The sequence below is a fragment of the Pseudoalteromonas sp. SCSIO 43210 genome (assembly GCF_054133285.1).
This window is the reverse complement of sequence record NZ_CP087225.1, coordinates 3,480,948-3,499,427: the sequence shown is the minus strand read 5'-3', so window position 1 is coordinate 3,499,427 and position 18,480 is coordinate 3,480,948. Positions and strand designations below refer to the sequence as shown.

15 protein-coding genes and 4 tRNA genes are annotated in these 18,480 nt (G+C 40.4%); 6 read left to right on the top strand and 13 right to left on the bottom strand.

Going from position 1 to position 18,480, the window contains the following annotated elements:
- Positions 1–44: 44 nt before the first annotated feature.
- From LOS73_RS15035 to LOS73_RS14985, 11 genes are all read right to left on the bottom strand, one after another.
- Positions 45–743 carry an electron transport complex subunit E gene (locus tag LOS73_RS15035; protein WP_457933923.1) on the bottom strand — a complete coding sequence of 233 codons (699 nt, stop codon included), beginning with the start codon at positions 741–743 and terminating at the stop codon, positions 45–47.
- Entirely contained in the window at positions 740–1,381 is a 642-nt protein-coding gene (gene rsxG / locus LOS73_RS15030; RefSeq protein ID WP_033031810.1) for an electron transport complex subunit RsxG, read from the bottom strand. Before rsxG ends, LOS73_RS15035 begins: the two co-directional genes overlap by 4 nt.
- Positions 1,378–2,436, bottom strand: a complete 1,059-nt coding sequence (rsxD, locus tag LOS73_RS15025) for an electron transport complex subunit RsxD (RefSeq protein ID WP_457933922.1) — start codon at positions 2,434–2,436, stop codon at positions 1,378–1,380. Before rsxD ends, rsxG begins: the two co-directional genes overlap by 4 nt.
- Positions 2,433–5,096 carry an electron transport complex subunit RsxC gene (gene rsxC, locus LOS73_RS15020; protein WP_457933921.1) on the bottom strand — a complete coding sequence of 888 codons (2,664 nt, stop codon included), beginning with the start codon at positions 5,094–5,096 and terminating at the stop codon, positions 2,433–2,435. The genes rsxD and rsxC overlap by 4 nt, the downstream gene beginning before the upstream one ends.
- 8 nt (positions 5,097–5,104) lie before the next feature.
- Positions 5,105–5,659, bottom strand: a complete 555-nt coding sequence (rsxB, locus tag LOS73_RS15015) for an electron transport complex subunit RsxB (protein WP_007379057.1) — start codon at positions 5,657–5,659, stop codon at positions 5,105–5,107.
- A gap of 1 nt (position 5,660) precedes the next feature.
- Positions 5,661–6,242, bottom strand: a complete 582-nt coding sequence (rsxA, locus tag LOS73_RS15010) for an electron transport complex subunit RsxA (RefSeq protein WP_008134172.1) — start codon at positions 6,240–6,242, stop codon at positions 5,661–5,663.
- 618 nt (positions 6,243–6,860) lie between these two features.
- Positions 6,861–8,801, bottom strand: coding sequence for an EAL domain-containing protein (locus tag LOS73_RS15005; protein ID WP_008134174.1), 1,941 nt, complete (start codon positions 8,799–8,801; stop codon positions 6,861–6,863).
- Positions 8,802–8,954: 153 nt separating this feature from the next.
- Positions 8,955–9,031 (bottom strand) — tRNA-Asn (locus tag LOS73_RS15000).
- A 29-nt stretch (positions 9,032–9,060) separates the two neighbouring features.
- Positions 9,061–9,137, bottom strand: a tRNA-Asn gene (locus LOS73_RS14995).
- Positions 9,138–9,158: 21 nt separating this feature from the next.
- Positions 9,159–9,235, bottom strand: a tRNA-Asn gene (locus tag LOS73_RS14990).
- Between the two features lie 21 nt (positions 9,236–9,256).
- Positions 9,257–9,333, bottom strand: a tRNA-Asn gene (locus LOS73_RS14985).
- Positions 9,334–10,374: 1,041 nt separating this feature from the next.
- Here LOS73_RS14985 and LOS73_RS14980 point away from each other — a divergent pair.
- From LOS73_RS14980 to LOS73_RS14960, 5 genes are all read left to right on the top strand, one after another.
- Entirely contained in the window at positions 10,375–11,754 is a 1,380-nt protein-coding gene (locus LOS73_RS14980) for an MATE family efflux transporter (RefSeq protein ID WP_007378929.1), read from the top strand.
- Complete coding sequence (gene uvrB, locus LOS73_RS14975; protein WP_007378930.1) at positions 11,751–13,745, top strand: excinuclease ABC subunit UvrB; 1,995 nt, start codon at positions 11,751–11,753, stop codon at positions 13,743–13,745. The genes LOS73_RS14980 and uvrB overlap by 4 nt, the downstream gene beginning before the upstream one ends.
- A gap of 2 nt (positions 13,746–13,747) precedes the next feature.
- Positions 13,748–14,686, top strand: coding sequence for a class I SAM-dependent methyltransferase (locus tag LOS73_RS14970; RefSeq protein ID WP_457933920.1), 939 nt, complete (start codon positions 13,748–13,750; stop codon positions 14,684–14,686).
- Positions 14,687–15,367 carry a tRNA (adenine(22)-N(1))-methyltransferase TrmK gene (locus LOS73_RS14965; RefSeq protein ID WP_337120138.1) on the top strand — a complete coding sequence of 227 codons (681 nt, stop codon included), beginning with the start codon at positions 14,687–14,689 and terminating at the stop codon, positions 15,365–15,367.
- Positions 15,368–15,468: 101 nt separating this feature from the next.
- Positions 15,469–16,491: a hypothetical protein gene (locus LOS73_RS14960; RefSeq protein WP_033040296.1), complete on the top strand. Its 1,023-nt coding sequence runs from the start codon at positions 15,469–15,471 to the stop codon at positions 16,489–16,491.
- Between the two features lie 4 nt (positions 16,492–16,495).
- On the opposite strand, the gene LOS73_RS14955 is transcribed toward LOS73_RS14960, so the two are convergent.
- Positions 16,496–16,738: a hypothetical protein gene (locus LOS73_RS14955; RefSeq protein WP_010553668.1), complete on the bottom strand. Its 243-nt coding sequence runs from the start codon at positions 16,736–16,738 to the stop codon at positions 16,496–16,498.
- 469 nt (positions 16,739–17,207) lie between these two features.
- Between LOS73_RS14955 and LOS73_RS14950 the strand changes: the two genes are divergently transcribed.
- A complete protein-coding gene (locus LOS73_RS14950) occupies positions 17,208–17,657 on the top strand; it encodes a methyltransferase family protein (protein WP_457933919.1) in 450 nt (149 codons plus the stop codon).
- A 94-nt stretch (positions 17,658–17,751) separates the two neighbouring features.
- Here the strand turns inward: LOS73_RS14950 and queC are convergent, their stop codons facing one another.
- On the bottom strand, positions 17,752–18,408 hold the full coding sequence (queC, locus tag LOS73_RS14945) for a 7-cyano-7-deazaguanine synthase QueC (protein ID WP_008136967.1): 657 nt from the start codon (positions 18,406–18,408) through the stop codon (positions 17,752–17,754).
- Positions 18,409–18,480 lie beyond the last annotated feature (72 nt).

The following is an 18,480-nucleotide window of genomic DNA, read 5'->3' as shown; positions in this document are numbered from 1 at the left end:
AACTTAAAACGCATTAGCTTTTGCTAAGTTAATGCGCTTTCCCCTTAAGTTAAGCTAGTAACACGTGCTCGAGGGCCTTTTTCAGCCTCTGGCGGTGCGATTTGTTTTGATTTTATTTGTGCGTCTATTAGGTTTTTAGCCGCAATAAGCAGCCCCAGGCCTAAAAAGGCACCGGGTGGCAAAATGGCCAGTAAAAATTGGTTATCAAAGCTAAATACTTCAATGCGTAAGCTTTGTGCCCACGGGCCTAATAATAAGTCGGCGCTGTCGAATAATGTACCTTGGCCAATTAGTTCACGCATTGCGCCTAAAACGACCAGCACAATCATAAAGCCCAAGCCCATCATTAAGCCATCAAAGGCTGATAAGTGAATTGGGTTTTTAGACGCATAGGCTTCAGCACGGCCAATAATGGCGCAGTTAGTAACAATCAGCGGGATAAAAATCCCTAAAGACTGATAAAGCCCAAATGTATAAGCGTTCATGAGTAACTGCACTATAGTTACAAAGCCTGCAATGATCATAACAAACACCGGAATACGAATATCTTTTGGTACCCAGTTTCTTACTATTGATACACTAATATTAGAGCCTACTAAAACAAGCAGTGTTGCAAGCCCTAGACCCAGTGCATTTGTAATTGTAGAGGTAACAGCTAATAACGGGCAAAGACCTAAAAGCTGCACTAGGGCAGGGTTATTTACCCATACACCTTCTTTATATAATGTTTTTAATTCGCTCATTTAGTTACCTCTGCACATTTGGCGTTAGGCGCGGCAAAAATAGCATCAAATTCACTCTGTGCGAACAGCACTGCGTTTTTTACTGAGCCAACCACTGCGCGAGGCGTAATGGTGGCTCCTGTGAACTGATCAAATTGTCCCCCGTCTTTTTTAACGGCCCAGCGAGCATCGTCTTCGCCTTGCACTGTTAAACTTTTAAATGTGGTGATCCAAGAGGATTTTTTAACTTCTACCTTATCACCTAAACCAGGGGTTTCTTCGTGTTTAGTGGTGCGCACGCCTGCAATAGTACCATCACTTAAAACGGCCGTTAGCAAGTTAATATCGCCACTGTAACCACTTGGTGTGACATGCCTTACAACAAGAGCAACGGGTTTGTTATTTTTGCGGGCGCGATAAATTATTTGATTAGCATAAGGGCCTAACCGTTCATCTGAAATAATAACGCAATCGGTTGAAAGCGCGTTATCGTAAGTACTCGGGTCAAGCACTTCTTGCAACTGAGACGTTAGGTGTAGCTGTTCTTGTTCGGCAATTTTATCGGCGGTTAATGCATTAATTGACGCAACGAGCCCCGTGGTTACAAGGGCAAATGCCGTTAAAATAGCGCCATTTTTAGCCATTGATGAAATAATCATTTTACTGCTCCATGGCCATAAGTACGTGGTTGCGTGTAGTAGTCAATCAATGGCACTGCAATGTTTAATAACAGTACAGCAAACGCAACGGCATCAGGATAACCACCAAAAGTACGAATTAAATACACTAGTAGGCCAATTAAAGCACCGTAAATTAAACGACCTTTATTAGTTGTGGCAGCTGATACCGGATCGGTAGCTATAAAAAATGCGCCCATCATAGTAGCACCACTTAATAAGTGAAATATTGTGCCAGGCTCGGTTCCTGGGGTGGCAATATAACCAATGGCGCTGCATATAGCTAAGCTTGCAATAAAGCTGACTGGAATATGCCAGTTAATTATTTTTTCTTTTAATAGGTATAAACCACCTGCTAAAAAGCCTAAATTAACCCACATCCAGCCAAGGCCTGCCCATTCATTAAATAATGTTTTTTGCATGCTTTCGGTAACCGTTAAACCATGACCAATATCGGTTTTAATGGTGTCTAAAGGCGTTGCCATAGTGATTCCGTCAATACCTGCGCGGACTTGATCTAAACTATAACCAATGGAGGTGAAGTCGGTAAATATTATACGTAGTTGTTCAGTAAACCCTATAACGTTGTTAGATAGTTCAGACACAGGTAACCAAGAAGTCATTTGTACCGGAAATGAAACTAATAACAGCACATAGGCAGCCATTGCGGGGTTAAATAAGTTAAACCCTAAGCCGCCATATAATTGTTTAACGATAATAATAGAAAATAAACAACCAATAATAATTATCCACCACGGGGCTAAAGGCGGAATACTTAACGCTAATAACACAGCGGTTAGCCATGCACTGCCATCACTTAATGCAGGCCAAACCGGGCGCTTTCGCATCAGCATTATGGCAGCTTCAAAAACCGTAACTGCAGTTAATGCCAGTACTAATTGAATAAGCACGCCAGTGCCAAAAAATACAACTTGAGCAATGAGTCCAGGAATACACGCAGCTATAACGGTAAGCATTAATCGCGTTAACGATTTATGACTGTGGTTATGCGGCGAACTGGCCATGGTTAATTTCATGACTGATCATTTCCTTCTTTTTGTAACTTTTTGGCTTTTGCTCGGGCAATAGCGGCAGCAACAGCTGCTTTTTTCTTATCGTCGCTTGATTTAGGTACGTCAGCGTCAATAGAGCTAGATGAATTGTCGGTATTATCGGGTGCGTTTGGTGCTTCTGCATCTTGAAGTGCTTCAGCTGCTTTTTTAGCTTTGGCGCGTGCAATAGCAGCGGCAACGGCGGCTTTTTTATCATCAACTGGTGCTTCGGTTTGCGGCGCTTCACTAATGGCTGGCTCAGTACCTTCATTTGCTTTAGCTGCTTTTTTAGCTTTAGCGCGTGCAATAGCAGCGGCAACGGCTGCTTTTTTATCATCAACAGGAGTTTCGGTTTGCGGCGCTTCACTAACGGCAGGCTCTGCATTCTCTAGTGCTTTAGCTGCTTTTTTAGCTTTGGCGCGTGCAATAGCAGCGGCAACGGCGGCTTTTTTATCATCAACTGGTGCTTCGGTTTGCGGCGCTTCACTAACGGAAGGCTCTGCATTCTCTAGTGCTTTAGCTGCTTTTTTAGCTTTGGCGCGTGCAATAGCAGCGGCAACGGCGGCTTTTTTATCATCAACTGGTGCTTCGGTTTGCGGCGCTTCACTAACGGCAGGCTCTGCATTTTCTAAGGCTTTAGCTGCTTTTTTAGCTTTGGCGCGTGCAATAGCAGCGGCAACGGCGGCTTTTTTATCATCAACTGGTGCTTCGGTTTGCGGCGCTTCACTAACGACTGGCTCTGCATTTTCTAAGGCTTTAGCTGCTTTTTTAGCTTTAGCGCGTGCAATAGCAGCGGCAACGGCGGCTTTTTTGTCATCAACTGGTGCATCGCTTTGTGGCGCTTCATTAACGACTGGCTCAGTACCTTCATTTGCTTGCGCTGCTTTTTTAGCTTTAGCGCGAGCAATTGCTGCAGCCACTGCTGATTTTTTATCATCAACAGGTGCAGTATCGGCTGATTCATCTGTTTGAGATTTTTGATCTTTATATTTTCTAGCTTGTTCTTTACGTAGCGCGCGTTCTTTTGCGACTTCACTATTATCAGGTTCTAATTCCGCAGATTGATCACCGAGCTTTTTAGCTTTGGCGCGGGCTATAGCGGCAGCAACAGCTGATTTTTCATCGCCATTATCTGATTTGTTTTTAACGCGGGCTAAAGCATCAGCTACTTTTTGTTTTTCGTCAGCCGATTTAGCAGCAGGTTTACGTTTATGGCGGTTTTGTCTTTCTTCTTGCTCGCGATCTAGGCGCTCTTTACGTGCATCAAAACGCTCTTTTGCGCGATCGGCTTTAATTTTATCAGCCTGTTGTTCTTTAATTTCCACTTTGGCGACACGGTAGTACTGTACAAGTGGGATTTCACTTGGGCAAACATAGGCACATGCGCCACATTCGATACAATCAAATAAATTGTGTTCTTGTAGTTTGTCGTATTCTTTTGACTTAGCAAACCACTGTAATTGCTGTGGCAATAAAGAAGCAGGGCAGGCATCAGCACACGCACTACAGCGTATACAGGCTTTTTCAGGGCCGGGTTCTGCTAGCTCTTTATGATCAGGCGCTAAAATACAGTTAGTTGTTTTAACTATGCCAATCCGCACTGTTGGCAGAGTAAAGCCCATCATCGGGCCGCCCATAACAACGCGTTGCTGTGGTACAGGTGAAAAACCTTGGCAATCAAGTAAATGTTTTATTTCAGTGCCAAGTAGTGCCCACACATTACCAGGTTTATGAATAGTATTACCTGTTACAGTGACTACCCGTTCAATGAGTGGCTTACCTTCGTACACAGCTTGCTGCACGGCAAACAACGTACCTGTGTTTTGTACAAGTACGCCAATGTCAGCCGGTATGCCGGCGCTTGGCACTTCACGATTAGTGAGTAGCTTAATAAGTTGTTTTTCACCGCCCGATGGGTAAATAGTCGGGACCGTTTGCACAATTATTTTTTTGTTATGCTCAGCCGCTTTACTCATAGCTGCAATAGCTTCAGGCTTGTTATCTTCAATGCCCACAATACACAACGTTGGGTTTAGCAACTGTTGCATGAGTTCAAGGCCTTGAATTACCTCAATTGCATGCTCACGCATTAAGGTATCGTCGGCTGTAATATAGGGTTCACACTCAACCGCATTGACTATCAAAAACTCAATCGGTTGCTTTGTGTCAGCTTTTACATAAGTAGGAAAACCTGCGCCGCCCATACCGCTAATACCGGCTTGATGAATTATATTTACTAGTTCGTCGTGGGTAAGCGTTGTTGGATTATAAATTGGGTTAAGTGCCACCCATTCATCTTTACCATCTGGTTCAATAACAACACTCAGCTCAGGTAATGCAGAAGGATGCGCAGAAGGCATTGGTGCTATATCAGTAACAATACCCGAGCTTGGGGCATGTACAGGCACTGACCAGTTTGCAGCAGGGGAGGTTAGAGCTTGGCCTTTAAGTACACGTTGTCCTTTTTCTACAAGCAGCTTACCGTTTGCGCCTATGTGTTGCTTTAGCGCCACTACGAGCTTATCGGGCAATGGTAGGCGCGTAATACTAGCACTATTAGAGAGTGATTTTTGTTGTGGTGGGTGTATGCCGCCAGGAAATGGCCAAACAACCCCTTTTTTTATTTGTTCAAGTAACTTATCCACTCAAACCTCTAATCTATTTGTGTAACAGGAATAGCATCTAGCTGCCATTTCCAGTTTTGTTTAGTTTCGGCTACAGGCAGCATATCAATGCAATCTACAGGGCAGGGCTCAACACATAAATCGCAGCCAGTACATTCATCAATTAACACCGTGTGCATTTGGCGAGTCGCGCCTAAAATAGCGTCAACAGGGCAAGCCTGGATGCATTTAGTGCAGCCAATACATTCGTCTTCGCGAATGTAGGCTACCGTTTTTATTGGCTCTGCTTGTTCGCCGCCGGCAAGTGGTTTTTCATCAACTCCCATTAAGCCGGCAAGCTTTTTCATGGTAGCTTCGCCACCCGGTGGGCATTTGTTTATTTCATCGCCATTTGCAATTGCTTCAGCATAGGGGCGACAACCTGGGTAGCCACATTGTCCGCACTGGGTTTGCGGTAAAATGGTGTCTATTTGCTCAACAATGGGATTGCTCTCTACGCGAAATCGTATAGCGGCAAATCCTAAAATCAACCCAAAAACCAGCGCTAACGAGCCAAGCGCAATTAAGGCATAAAACAAGGTCATATTAAAATTTCACTAATCCGGTAAAGCCCATAAACGCCATCGACATCAATCCTGCGGTTATCATGGCAATAGAGGCGCCTTTAAAAGGAGTGGGTACGTCAGCTGCTGCTAAACGTTCACGTAATGCTGCAAATAATACCAGCACTAACGAAAAACCAACCGCAGCGCCAAAACCATACACTGCCGATTGTAAAAATGAGTGATCTTCTTTGATATTTAGTAAAGCGACACCTAATACAGCACAGTTAGTGGTTATAAGTGGTAAAAATATTCCTAATAATCGATATAGGGTTGGGCTGGTTTTACGTACCACCATTTCGGTAAATTGCACCACAACGGCAATTACTAAAATAAAGCTCATTGTGCGCAAAAACTCTATGTCGAGTGGGATTAAAATATACTGATTCACTAAATAACTCGTGACGGAGGCGAGCGTAAGCACGAAAGTGGTAGCCAAAGACATACCAATAGCCGTATCAAGTTTTCCTGATACACCCATAAAAGGACATAAGCCTAAAAATTGTACTAATACAAAGTTATTAACCAGAACAGTACCAATCAATAACAAGACATATTCAGTCATGCGAGCCTCACGCTATAAAAATCCTGTGTATTATCCTTTTTTCTGGTGTGATTAACAACATATGCAGTGATTATCATTTAAATAAACAATATTAATTTAAGGGGTAATAACAAAGATGTAAAAATACTGTGATTCGTATGTAACCTGAGTTCTGGATAATAAATCTATCCCGAGCAAGTAAATTAAGCACTAACTGCGTTGAGTTTACTTGCATATAGGCTGGCTATTAACGTGTAAATTCGCCTTGTTTTCACTGGAAATCTCTGGCTAGAGAAAATAAATTTAAATATCACCATGGCTCAATACGTTAGTAAATCCCTTAACCAGTGTTCAGGTTATGTAATACCAACCTGCATAAATCTTTGATCAATTTAACGAATTAAATTGCACTATAACGTCGTTAAAATTTTTTATTTAGAACAACTAGATACAAAAACTTTAACCTAGTTCTAGCGTAATTTTCTTAACGTTAAATAGACCCCATACATAAGCAGATTGGTATAGTATTCATTTTACTTTGCAGTGTTAGTGGTGCCACCAAATAACTGTACTACGATTTACAAAGCAAAAAAGAGCAACAAGTGCTCTTTTTAAATTAGTCAATGTTGCTTAATTGGTTTAGATATCTTTAGGTTTTTCTATGTAATAACCTTGCACGCCATCTAAGCACAAGGTTTCTATAATATGTTTTTCTTCTTGGCTCTCAACACCTTCGGCAAAAACATTAACACCAATGCGGTGGGCTAAATCGACCATTAAGCGCATAAAGTACTGATTGTTTTTATCATCTTCTAGGCCGCGAGTATAACTGGCATCCATTTTAATAAAGTCAGGTTTTAAATCGCGGAAAAACTTAAATGAGGTTAAACCAACACCAAAACGTTCAACAGTTACGCGTGCGCCCACTCGATGAACCATATCAATAAAGCGCTTACTTGCTTTAATATTTTGTTGTAAGCCGAACTCGCTCACTTCAAAAATAAGTTTTGATGCAATATGGGTATCTTTTAATAAGCGACGCTCTAACCAAATTACAAACTGATCGTTATGAGCGCTTGAAGCCGTGACATTTAAACCAAAATATTTTTCAGAAAGGTTACGACTTTTAACTTTTTCAAGTGATGAATCGATAATTAATTTATCTATATCAACTGCCATACCAAGCTTTTCAGCCATAGCTAAAAATGAAGCTGTTGGCAGAACTTGATTATCTTCTGTTTTAAAGCGAACTTGAATTTCAGCGTATGCTTTAATACTTTTACCAAGCGGCATAATATTTTGCATAACCAAATGAACTCGTTTGGACTCAATAACCTCGTTAATCACTTTACGCCAATTTTGATTACCAAACCCAGCACTTACATTATTTACAAGATCGGACTCACGCTGTACATGCCATGCATTAATTTGCTTAGACTGCGCCATACTCATCGCATTATCAACAACTGAGAGAAGTTCGCCTAACGGCTTACCCTTTTCATAACCAACAATACCGGTATTAGCCACTGAGCTTAATTCTTGATTCTGCTGATATTGAGTGAAACGAGATTGTAAGTTTTCGCCAAAGCGTTCGGCTTCTTTAAGTGGTATATGGGGAAGTACAACAGCAAAATCAGAACTATTTAATCTAAATAATTGACTGCCAGCATACGTGCCACTTATATGTTTAATTATATCAGCCACACCCTTTACGTACTCATCACCTTTTTGATAGCCACGGCTTTGATTTATTGCTTGCAGCTCACTACAGCGAATCATTGCTAATGAACCAAAAGTACTTTGTTCGCTATTTTCAATATTTTTTTCGTAGTACTCAACAAACATATTACGATTACCTAGCGCGGTAATTACATCTTTATATGCTTCGTGTTTAATACTAAGCGCTTCACTTTGTATATATTCATTTTTTGTTTTAAGAAAGTGCGATAAGCGGTTAAAACTTGGTACTAAATCTTTTCCTAAGCTTTTCAGTTTAGAGCTATCTAGCACTGTTTCTAATTCACCGGCTTGGTTTTGGTTGATATAAACATCGATAACGTCAGAGACGGTCATGCTGATACTTTTATTTAGTTGATAAAAAATAGATTGCATCAAAATAATAGGAATAATTACTAAAACAGCGGAAATAAAGATAATAATAAAAAGTGATATTTGAAGTTGTTCAGCTAAGTGTTGAATATTAACTGTAAATTCAACTTTTATATCTGCAGCCTTATTTACCGCAAACTGCGGTCGGGCAGAGTTAAAAATAGACTGTATAAAATCTGCAAATAGTGGCAGGTCAATAGGGGAGTTAACTTTAAATACTTCTGCGCCTTGGTAATCTCGTAACGTAAAGCTTGAGAACGTTTTACCATCAGCCAATGATTTTTTTAAATTTTGTACTAAATTATCGTCAAAAGAAAGGTCGTTTATATAGTTGGTAACGCTAGCTTGCGCATTTTTTTGAGCTTCACTTACTGCATTATCAAAGCTTACCGAAATGAAATAGCTTCCAGCTGCAACACATAATAACCAAGAAATTATTTGTATAAAGATAAGTTTTTTAAAGCCAGCCATTTTTTCAGTCTTTTAATAGTTCAAAAGGGAAGGAATGAAATCCTGATTAGTAAATCAGAGCAAATTATTAGCGCGATTTGTTTTTTTATTTATAAAACAGAGGGTAGTGGAATTTAGAATGAATGTCTATCAATGTCTATGAATTATTAGAATTGGCTCCCCCTCCCCGACTCGAACGGGGGACCTGCGGATTAACAGTCCGTCGCTCTAACCAACTGAGCTAAGGGGGAACTAAAGTAGAAATTTTATTATGATGATTTGGCTCCCCCTCCCCGACTCGAACGGGGGACCTGCGGATTAACAGTCCGTCGCTCTAACCAACTGAGCTAAGGGGGAACTACATCATAAACATAAACTTGGCTCCCCCTCCCCGACTCGAACGGGGGACCTGCGGATTAACAGTCCGTCGCTCTAACCAACTGAGCTAAGGGGGAATCGTTTATGGTTGAAAAACTTGGCTCCCCCTCCCCGACTCGAACGGGGGACCTGCGGATTAACAGTCCGTCGCTCTAACCAACTGAGCTAAGGGGGAAGCGTCTTGCCTTTCAACGGGGCGAAATATTAATGACCGCGCCGCAAAGTGTCAACATATAAAAGTTATAAATTTAAAAAAGGTGGTTATTCGTTGTTTTTATGTTCGATCTGCGTGTTTTGTGACTTCATTTAAAGAACCTTTTAAAAAATAGAGTTACGATTTTAGACGATATGCCGATTTTTGAGATCGCCTTTCTTAGTTCTTTGAGCAAATAAAATACAATGTTAAACCGCTTAGCTGTAAAAAATACGCACAAAATATAAAAAGTAACGTTTGTATTTTTTATTGTTGGTCTGTTTTGTCAAAAAAGTAAAAGCTTTAAATTGATTTTCGATAATCACAGAAGTGAATTATTTTTTACAACTTATATGTACGATGGTGATTATATTGTCAGAGCTCAAAAATAATACAATCAATACGTTGCGTTATACTTTCATTTTTTTCACAAGAATATAATCAGGTTAATAAGGCAATTTATATGTCGAGATGGTTTTTGCTCTAAAACCAGAAAAACGCGATAAATTGAATATTTGTAATAAGTCAGATCTGAGTGAAAAAAGCATCACTCTAAAAGCCTTTGTAAATGCGGGCTTGAATGAGTTATCCACGGTTTCTGTGGATAACTCTGTTTATGAAACTTTAAGAACATCAGCGGCACCAGCATTTTAGAGTGCTACAACGATTTCAAGCTTTTAAATCACTATTTTTATTTCATTAAAAAACAACAGGTTACTATTATCAATTTAAATCATCTAACTCGATGAGAGAATTTTTTCGTTACGATAAAATAAAGCATGTCTTTGTGTGAAAATGCATCAGTAATGAACGGGGGTTTGTAAAGAAAAGTAACTAAAATGTGTTTTAATTGTTTTTTGGCGGCTTAGTGCTCAATTTTAGCAAAAATATCTAAAAATAGATCTTTACTGTTTTGTCGAATAGTTAGTTTTATGTTTCCTTCAAATCTGTTGATAAATCCGTGGCTTGAATTGTCTTGATGCTTTAAAATGATTTGCTCAGTAAAAGAGGCTTATTTATTTCATGCGCGCAATTTCAAAAACTCAGACTCGCCCAGATTTACTAAACGATCCTATCTTGCCTACATTAAAGACCATGACCATTCCGATGATTTTTGGCATGATCACGTTAATGATGTTTAATATTGTTGATACATTTTTTATCAGCTTATTAGGCACAGAGCCATTGGCTGCAGTTAGTTTTACGTTTCCTGTTACGTTTACAGTTATTAGCTTAGCCATTGGGTTAGGTATTGGTACGTCGGCAGTTATAGCTAAAGCTTTAGGTAGCAACAAAATAGATGAAGCGCGTTTTGACGCAAGCGTTTCAATATTGGTTGCTTTTGTTTTAGTGCTTATTTTATCGTTTATTGGCTATTTGCTAATCGACCCCATATTTACGTTATTAGGCGCAGGTGAGCAGGTACTTCCTTTAATACACGAATACATGAATGTATGGTTTATCGGTAGCGTATTTTTAATAACCCCAATGATTGGTAACTCGGTACTGCGTGCCAGTGGCGATACTAAAACGCCCAGTATTGTAATGGGCGGGGCGGGGCTTATAAATGCGGTTCTCGATCCTATGCTTATATTTGGTTTTGGCCCTATTCCTGCGTTAGGTATTCAAGGTGCCGCTATTGCAAGTGTAATAGCATGGGGAGTTGCTGTTGTTATTATTTTATATTTACTAATAGTAAAAAAACGGTTGTTGAGTTTAAAAGCCGGGTCGCAAACGGTGGTAGGCGCTATTCGTAAAATATTAAAAATAGGTTTACCCGCCGCAGGCGCAAACATGTTGACCCCGGTTGCAATGGCTGTGATGACCGCTATGGTTGCACATCACGGACCTGAAGCCGTCGCCGCATTTGGGGTAGGCAGCCGGATAGAATCTATAGCCAGTATTCTTGTACTTGCTTTGTCGATGACATTACCCCCGTTTGTGAGCCAAAACTTTGGAGCGGGTAAATTATGCAGAGTAAAAGATGCTTATATTGGTACCTTAAAATTTGTGATGATTTGGCAATTTGCTATTTATATTTTGCTTATTGTTTTTTCAGGCTTTATTAGTCAAATGTTTGGTAAAGAACAAATGGTAATTGATGTGATAAAACTCTTTATTTACACCATTCCGTTTAGCTACGGTTTGCAAGGGGTGATCATATTATCTAATTCTTCGTTTAATGCTTTACATAAACCAATGAATGCACTGTTTTTAAGTACTATTCGTTTATTTGTTTTTTACCTACCGTTTGCTTATATAGGTAATGAGCTAGCTGGTTTAATTGGATTATTTATTGGTGCGGCACTGGGTAATTTATTTACTGCAATGGTGGCATATAAATGGTTTATGAAAGAGCTCGATGCGTTGAGCAGTCAATCATTACGGGAGTGCAATAGTTGAGCGATCATTTTCAGTTAAAATCACATTTTAAGCCAGCAGGCGATCAGCCTACCGCGATTAAACAACTGTGCGAAGGGTTAGAAGCGGGGCTTGCACACCAAACCTTATTAGGTGCTACGGGTACAGGTAAAACCTTTACCATGGCTAATATTATTAACGATTTAAATCGTCCAACAATAATTATGGCGCACAATAAAACGCTTGCTGCTCAGTTATATGGTGAGATGAAAGAGTTTTTCCCTAAAAATGCCGTTGAATACTTTGTATCGTATTACGATTACTACCAGCCAGAAGCCTATGTTGTATCAAGCGACACATTTATCGAGAAAGATGCTTCGATAAATGAGCATATAGAACAAATGCGTTTAAGTGCGACCAAAGCACTGCTTGAGCGCCGCGATACCATTATTGTGGCATCGGTATCGGCTATTTATGGTTTGGGTGACCCTAAATCATACATGAAAATGATGCTGCTTTTAAAAGTCGGGGAAAAAGTCGATCAACGCGATATGCTACGCCGCCTCGCCGAAATACAATACACCCGTAACGATGTAGATTTTAGCCGTGGTACATATCGCGTGCGTGGCGAAGTGGTCGACATATTTCCTGCCGAGTCAGATACCTATGCCGTACGCGTAGAAATGTTTGATGACGAAATAGAGCGCTTAAGTATTTTCGACCCGCTTACTGGTGCTATCGAAAAGCACATAGTACGCACCACTATCTACCCAAAAACACACTATGTTACCCCGCGTGAGAAAATACTCGGGGCTATCGATAAAATACAAGAAGAACTAAAAGATCGAAGAGCGCAGTTACTCAGTGCTAATAAATTAGTAGAAGAGCAACGCGTAACACAGCGTACGCAATACGATATAGAAATGATGCGGGAGCTAGGTTATTGCTCAGGTATAGAAAACTACAGCCGCTATTTATCGGGTCGCACGCCAGGCGATCCGCCGCCTACGTTGCTTGATTACCTCCCAGACGACGCATTAATGATTATTGATGAATCGCACGTAACCGTATCGCAAATTGGCGCCATGTACAAAGGCGACAGAAGCCGTAAAGAAAACCTTGTTGAATATGGTTTTAGAATGCCCTCAGCAATGGATAACAGGCCGCTGCGTTTTGAAGAGTTTGAAGCCATAGCACCACAAACTATTTATGTATCGGCAACGCCTGGCGACTTTGAGCTAGAGCGTTGCGTAGGCGAAATTGCTGAGCAAGTAATTCGTCCAACAGGGTTGCTTGACCCACTTATAGAAGTGCGCCCAGTAGGGGATCAGGTTGATGATCTTTTATCAGAGATTTATAAAAGTGTAGAGAAGGGCGAACGTGTACTTGTAACTACACTTACAAAGCGTATGTCTGAGGATTTAACCGACTATTTAAGTGAGCATGGCGTAAAAGTGCGTTACTTACATTCAGACATTGATACGGTAGAACGAGTTGAAATAATTCGTGACTTACGAGCTGGCGTGTTTGATGTGTTAGTGGGCATTAACTTACTGCGAGAAGGCCTTGATATGCCAGAGGTGGCACTTGTTGCCATACTTGATGCCGATAAAGAAGGCTTTTTACGCTCAGCTCGCTCTTTGATACAAACCATTGGCCGTGCTGCTCGTCACTTAGATGGCCGCGCTATTTTATATGGCGACAGAATTACAAAATCAATGGCAAAAGCCATGGACGAAACTGCGCGCAGACGCGAAATTCAACATGCTTACAACGTTGAGCACGGCATAGAGCCTCATGCTCTGGCTAAAAAAATACTCGATGTAATGGATGTAGGCGAAGAAGCCGGCCCTAAAGACAACCTTAAACTTATTCGTAAAGAGTCTAAAAAGGTACTTAGTGCGAAAGAAATTGCTGTGCAAATTAAGCAGTTAGAAACCAAAATGCATGCATACGCAAGCGACCTAGAATTTGAAAAAGCGGGCTCTGTTCGCGATGAAATACATGAACTACAACAACAGTTGATTAATTAAAAATGACAGCAAACTTTACTCCTCTTATTACTGCGCTTGAAGACGCGCCAATTTTAAAAAATGAACTGTGTCGTGTTTTTCATGGCCGAGGCCACAGCGTCGAAGCGTTAAGTCATATTAATTTAGACTTTTACCCGCCCAGTTTATTTTTAGTTTCGTACGACGAAATTGACGAGCAAACACTAAGCGATCTTACCGATGTTGTGTGGCAGTGGGCACAAAAAAACCAGCCAGAGCTTATTAGCTCACTTGTGTATCAGCAACGTGCTGGCGTACAAAGCCAAAACACCGTGGTTTATGGGCAATTACCTAACCCGCATGTTGTAACTGAAAACGGCATTCGTTTTTTGGTTGATTTACAGAGCCGCCAAAATACCGGAATATTTCCCGATATGCGCAGCGGCCGTGAGTTTGTAATGGCCAACAGCAAGCATGGCAAAGTGCTTAATTTGTTTTCGTATACATGTGGGTTTTCGCTTGCAGCCATGCAAGGCGGGGCAGATCATGTAATGAACATGGATATGAGCAAAGGCGTACTTAAAGTCGGCAAGCAAAACCATCAGCTAAATGGTTTTGAGCGCGGCGTAAGTTTTTTACCTCACGATATTTTAAAGTCGTTTGGAAAACTAAAAAAAGCAGCCCCGTTTGATTTAATAATAGTTGATCCGCCAAGCTTTCAAAAAGGCAGCTTTATATTAACTAAAGACTATCAAAAAGTGCTGCGCAGATTGCCAGAGCTACTTTGCGATAGCACACAATTGTTATTGTGTGCTAATAGCCCAGAGCTTAGCGAAGAGGCGTTTAAAGCGTTAATAAACGAGCACACCCAAGGCGCAATTGAATTTGTTGAGCGTCTAGCCCCCACCGAGCGTTTTATTGAAGTAGACAGCAATAAAAGTTTAAAAGCGCTTGTCTATAAAATGTCACAAATACCTGCTTAAATGAAGCTCAGTAAACGCTTAACTGCCATTGATACATTAATTTCGCAGCATCACGATATTATTTGGGATTGTTGCTGCGACCATGGTTATTTAGGCATGGCGCTATTAAAGCGCGCAGCTGCAAGCCAGGTTATTTTTGTAGATATAGTCGCCACTTTAATGAACGATTTAGAAGCGCAATTATCATCTATTAATAAATTACAAAAAACCTGTGATAAAAATCCGCAGTGGCAGGTCTTATGTCAGGATGTAGGCAAAATTGAAATTGCTCAAAGAAAAAGCCAAGTAGTTGTAATAGCAGGTGTTGGCGGTGAGCTGTTGTTAAGTTTAGTACAACAAATTATTGCTAATAACGCAGTTGAGCATTTAAATAATGTTCGGTTTATTTTATGCCCAGTGCATCACACTTATAAGTTGCGAGTGGGTTTAAAACAACTCGGTTTAGGGCTAATAAGTGAACAAATAGTTTACGACAACAAACGTTTTTATGAAGTGATTGAAGTGAGCTTTAGTACCAATAATGAGATTAGCCATACCGGCAACAAAATGTGGGACTTTGCTAGTACAGAGCACGTTATGTACCAACGGCAACTCATAAATCATTATAATAAAATGCTCAATAAAGATAAGCCATACTATCAAAAAGTTATAACAGACTATCAAGAACTCACCGATAGTTAAAAAAGCCCAAAAGTAGGGCGTACATGTGATCTAATTACGACATTGACGACGTAATGTGTTCATAGTTTATATCGCACAACGCGAGTTTATTTGGTTTATTTATGTCAGATAACAAGAGTCACATTAATCATTTGCTTAGCAATGAGCAAAAATGGCAACACAGTTACGAGCAACCTATTTCTTATGCACCCCTTGTGCAATTAGCTAATAGTAACTGGGTGGTGCCACAGCATTTTTTACGTTACAAGCACACGCTTCAAAGCGTAAACGAAGTACTTGAGAGTATTGAATTTTCGGCTCATTTTAGAGTGCTTGCTGCACAAAAAGGTGAAGAAATTTACCTACAAGTAGCAGTGCTGAGCCCTGATAACTACCAAAAAAGCGCATCTACTAATGAAGCCAAAGCCAAAAAGCTATTATTTGGCAGACGCTGGATAGTAGAGGAAAACTTACCTACCTCAGAGCTTATTCAAACCGCATTTTTAGCGTTAAAAGTAGCGCGAGAACATGAAGTAAGAGAACTTTTTCAGTTAATGCAAAGCGGCGCAACAAGCACGCCATTTAATAACCATCACGACTTACCGGTAATGGCGCAAAACCCTGAACTTGTTAAAAGCGAAGCGGTTACAAGTAACGTTGATGAAGTGCTTAAACGCATTGTATTTGCAGGAAAAAGCATTGAGCTTAAAAGCCAGCAGCAAGTAGCCGAGCAACATTTATATACTGTTGAGCTGTTGTGTGAGGATTGCCAGCTTAGCGAGTTTAATAAAAAAACAATTGCGTTTTTAACAGCAGATCCATCCGTTAATAGCTTTTTACACGGCTTAATTGCGGCATTGGTGGCCACAAGTAACGACTACGTAAACGAGCAGTTTAAATACAAAGGTTTTGCCCGCTTTAGTAAGCACGTTGCGGTTGAACAAATAGGTAACCTAAGTATCGCTATGCGCTCGCCAAGTACCGTAGGGCTTTGCTCTATGGGTAAGCAACATGCTAACCAGTTAAATTTTGAGATAGACAGTGGGCGAGCACCACAGGGCTGCGGGCAAGCTATTGGTGGGTTTTTAGCTGCTCACGGTATTGAGCAGCCAGAAAATGCACATTTATATCCAAATTACTTATAACAATTTAAAGTTTATTAATTTCATCTTTAACGTTAAAGCTCGAATCAGTAACAATAGCCTCAAGTGTTTGTACGCGCTCTTTTAATGCAAGCACTTGTGCGTTTGTTTCAGCTAATTGTTTATGGGCATCGCTGTTGTTGTTTTGCATTTTATGTTTAAACTCAAGATGCTTTTTATACATATCGTAAACTACTCCTGAGCCAACCGAAATTAGCACAATAAGTACAATCATCGTAGTTCCAGACATAACCTCATTCCTTATCATTTTATTATTCGTTTATGGTTAAAGTATAACCTTTAAGCGCTTTTGATAAAGCTGACAATTGTAACTTAATTTGTATACTTTATTTTATTCAGCTTTGAGCGTGTTCATCATTTATACACTTCAGATATTGTTTAATAGCTAGGGCGTGTTAATCTTTGTGGATTGAAATTTGTTCAATCTAGGGGCGATTAAATCGCGGCGCGAGGTTTGTAACCTAGTGGGCTAAGTAAAAACCGAGCAACAAAGAGTTAATTGTCCCTAGAAAGAACCCAAAGGGCAGCGCATGTTTGGTCTTTATGCTGCGTTATCGCCTATTTATGGGGGATAGCCACACTACATAGGCTCTGCCTTGCCTAAAAACCAAACATACTGCTGCAAATTCAATCACCAAAGAACAACACGCCCTAATCACCATATAATAAACATACTTTAGCCAATACAGTGAGTTGCCATGTTAAATAATAAAATACCTCCCGTTATTGTTGTGCTGTTTTTTGCAGGCATAATGGCGCTTATTGCGCATTACAGTGTTATTGATTTCACCGCCTTTATTACCTACTTAGCAGCAAGTTTGGTCATTATTGGGTGTGTTTTTTGTATTGCAGGGGTGGCGAGCTTTAAAATAGCAAACACCACAGTAAACCCAAATAAACCTGAGCAAGCGTCAAAACTTATTACGAGCGGCATTTATAAAATTTCACGTAACCCAATGTATGTGGGTTTTGCATTTATTTTAGCAGGGTGGGGTATTTGGTTAAGTTCCTTGTGGGCGCTATTGTGTGTTGTTGGGTTTATTGCCTATTTAACGCTTTTTCAAATAATACCCGAGGAGCGTGCGCTCACTAAATTATTTGGCGAAGAGTTTACCGCCTATAAAGCGCGCGTAAAACGCTGGCTGTAATCAATACCATTGACTTAAAAACCTGACAAACAAAAAAGGCTATCAATGATAGCCTTTTTTGTTTACAGCAATTGTATTACTAATTAATTGCGGCTTATTCGTATTCTAACGGGTCTGTAATGTTATTTAGTGCAAATGCTTCAAGGCGTTCTTGGCACGCGCCACATTTACCACAGGCCTTTTCACGGCCGTTATAACAGGTCCACGTTTGGCTGTAATCTAAACCCATTTCAATACCGTCGGTTAAAATACCAATTTTAGTATTGTTTAAGTATGGGCTAAAAATTTCTACCGCGTCGTAGTTAGCAATACGGCACACGTCATCCATTTTTTGCACAAATTCAGGACGGCAGTCAGGGTAAATAGCATGATCCCCAGAATGAGCGCCGTAATAAACTTTGCCAGCTTTAAGTGATACCGCGTAACCAACAGCAAGCGAGAGCAAAATCATATTACGATTAGGGACAATCGTACTTTTCATGCTTTCTTCTTCGTAATGGCCTTCAGGCACATCAATATCATCAGTAAGTGATGAGCCACCAATAAGTTGGTTAATCGCCGAAATATCAACAATTTTATGTGGAACGTTTAATTTTTCACACACACTTGCCGCTACTTTAAGCTCTTTTACATGACGCTGACCATAGTCAAATGAAAGGGCATATACATCATGGCCTTGTTGCAGGGCTTTATTTAGTACGGTAAACGAGTCCATACCGCCGGAATAAATAACAACTACTTTTTGCGTCATATCTGTTTTGCTCTTAGTTTTAATAGAGGTTTATATCAGGGCGCGATATACTACACGGCCGCAGCTTAAATA

Bases quoted from the DNA above. Each gene is read 5' to 3' on its own strand.
- LOS73_RS14965 (WP_337120138.1), top strand. From the start codon at position 14,687: ATGAAGCTCAGTAAACGCTTAACTGCCATTGATACATTAATTTCGCAG.
- LOS73_RS15005 (WP_008134174.1), bottom strand. From the start codon at position 8,801: ATGGCTGGCTTTAAAAAACTTATCTTTATACAAATAATTTCTTGGTTA.
- LOS73_RS14970 (WP_457933920.1), top strand. From the start codon at position 13,748: ATGACAGCAAACTTTACTCCTCTTATTACTGCGCTTGAAGACGCGCCA.
- rsxB (WP_007379057.1), bottom strand. From the start codon at position 5,659: ATGACCTTGTTTTATGCCTTAATTGCGCTTGGCTCGTTAGCGCTGGTT.
- rsxD (WP_457933922.1), bottom strand. From the start codon at position 2,436: ATGAAATTAACCATGGCCAGTTCGCCGCATAACCACAGTCATAAATCG.
- LOS73_RS14980 (WP_007378929.1), top strand. From the start codon at position 10,375: ATGCGCGCAATTTCAAAAACTCAGACTCGCCCAGATTTACTAAACGAT.
- rsxG (WP_033031810.1), bottom strand. From the start codon at position 1,381: ATGATTATTTCATCAATGGCTAAAAATGGCGCTATTTTAACGGCATTT.
- LOS73_RS14960 (WP_033040296.1), top strand. From the start codon at position 15,469: ATGTCAGATAACAAGAGTCACATTAATCATTTGCTTAGCAATGAGCAA.
- LOS73_RS14950 (WP_457933919.1), top strand. From the start codon at position 17,208: ATGTTAAATAATAAAATACCTCCCGTTATTGTTGTGCTGTTTTTTGCA.
- queC (WP_008136967.1), bottom strand. From the start codon at position 18,408: ATGACGCAAAAAGTAGTTGTTATTTATTCCGGCGGTATGGACTCGTTT.
- LOS73_RS14955 (WP_010553668.1), bottom strand. From the start codon at position 16,738: ATGTCTGGAACTACGATGATTGTACTTATTGTGCTAATTTCGGTTGGC.
- LOS73_RS15035 (WP_457933923.1), bottom strand. From the start codon at position 743: ATGAGCGAATTAAAAACATTATATAAAGAAGGTGTATGGGTAAATAAC.
- rsxA (WP_008134172.1), bottom strand. From the start codon at position 6,242: ATGACTGAATATGTCTTGTTATTGATTGGTACTGTTCTGGTTAATAAC.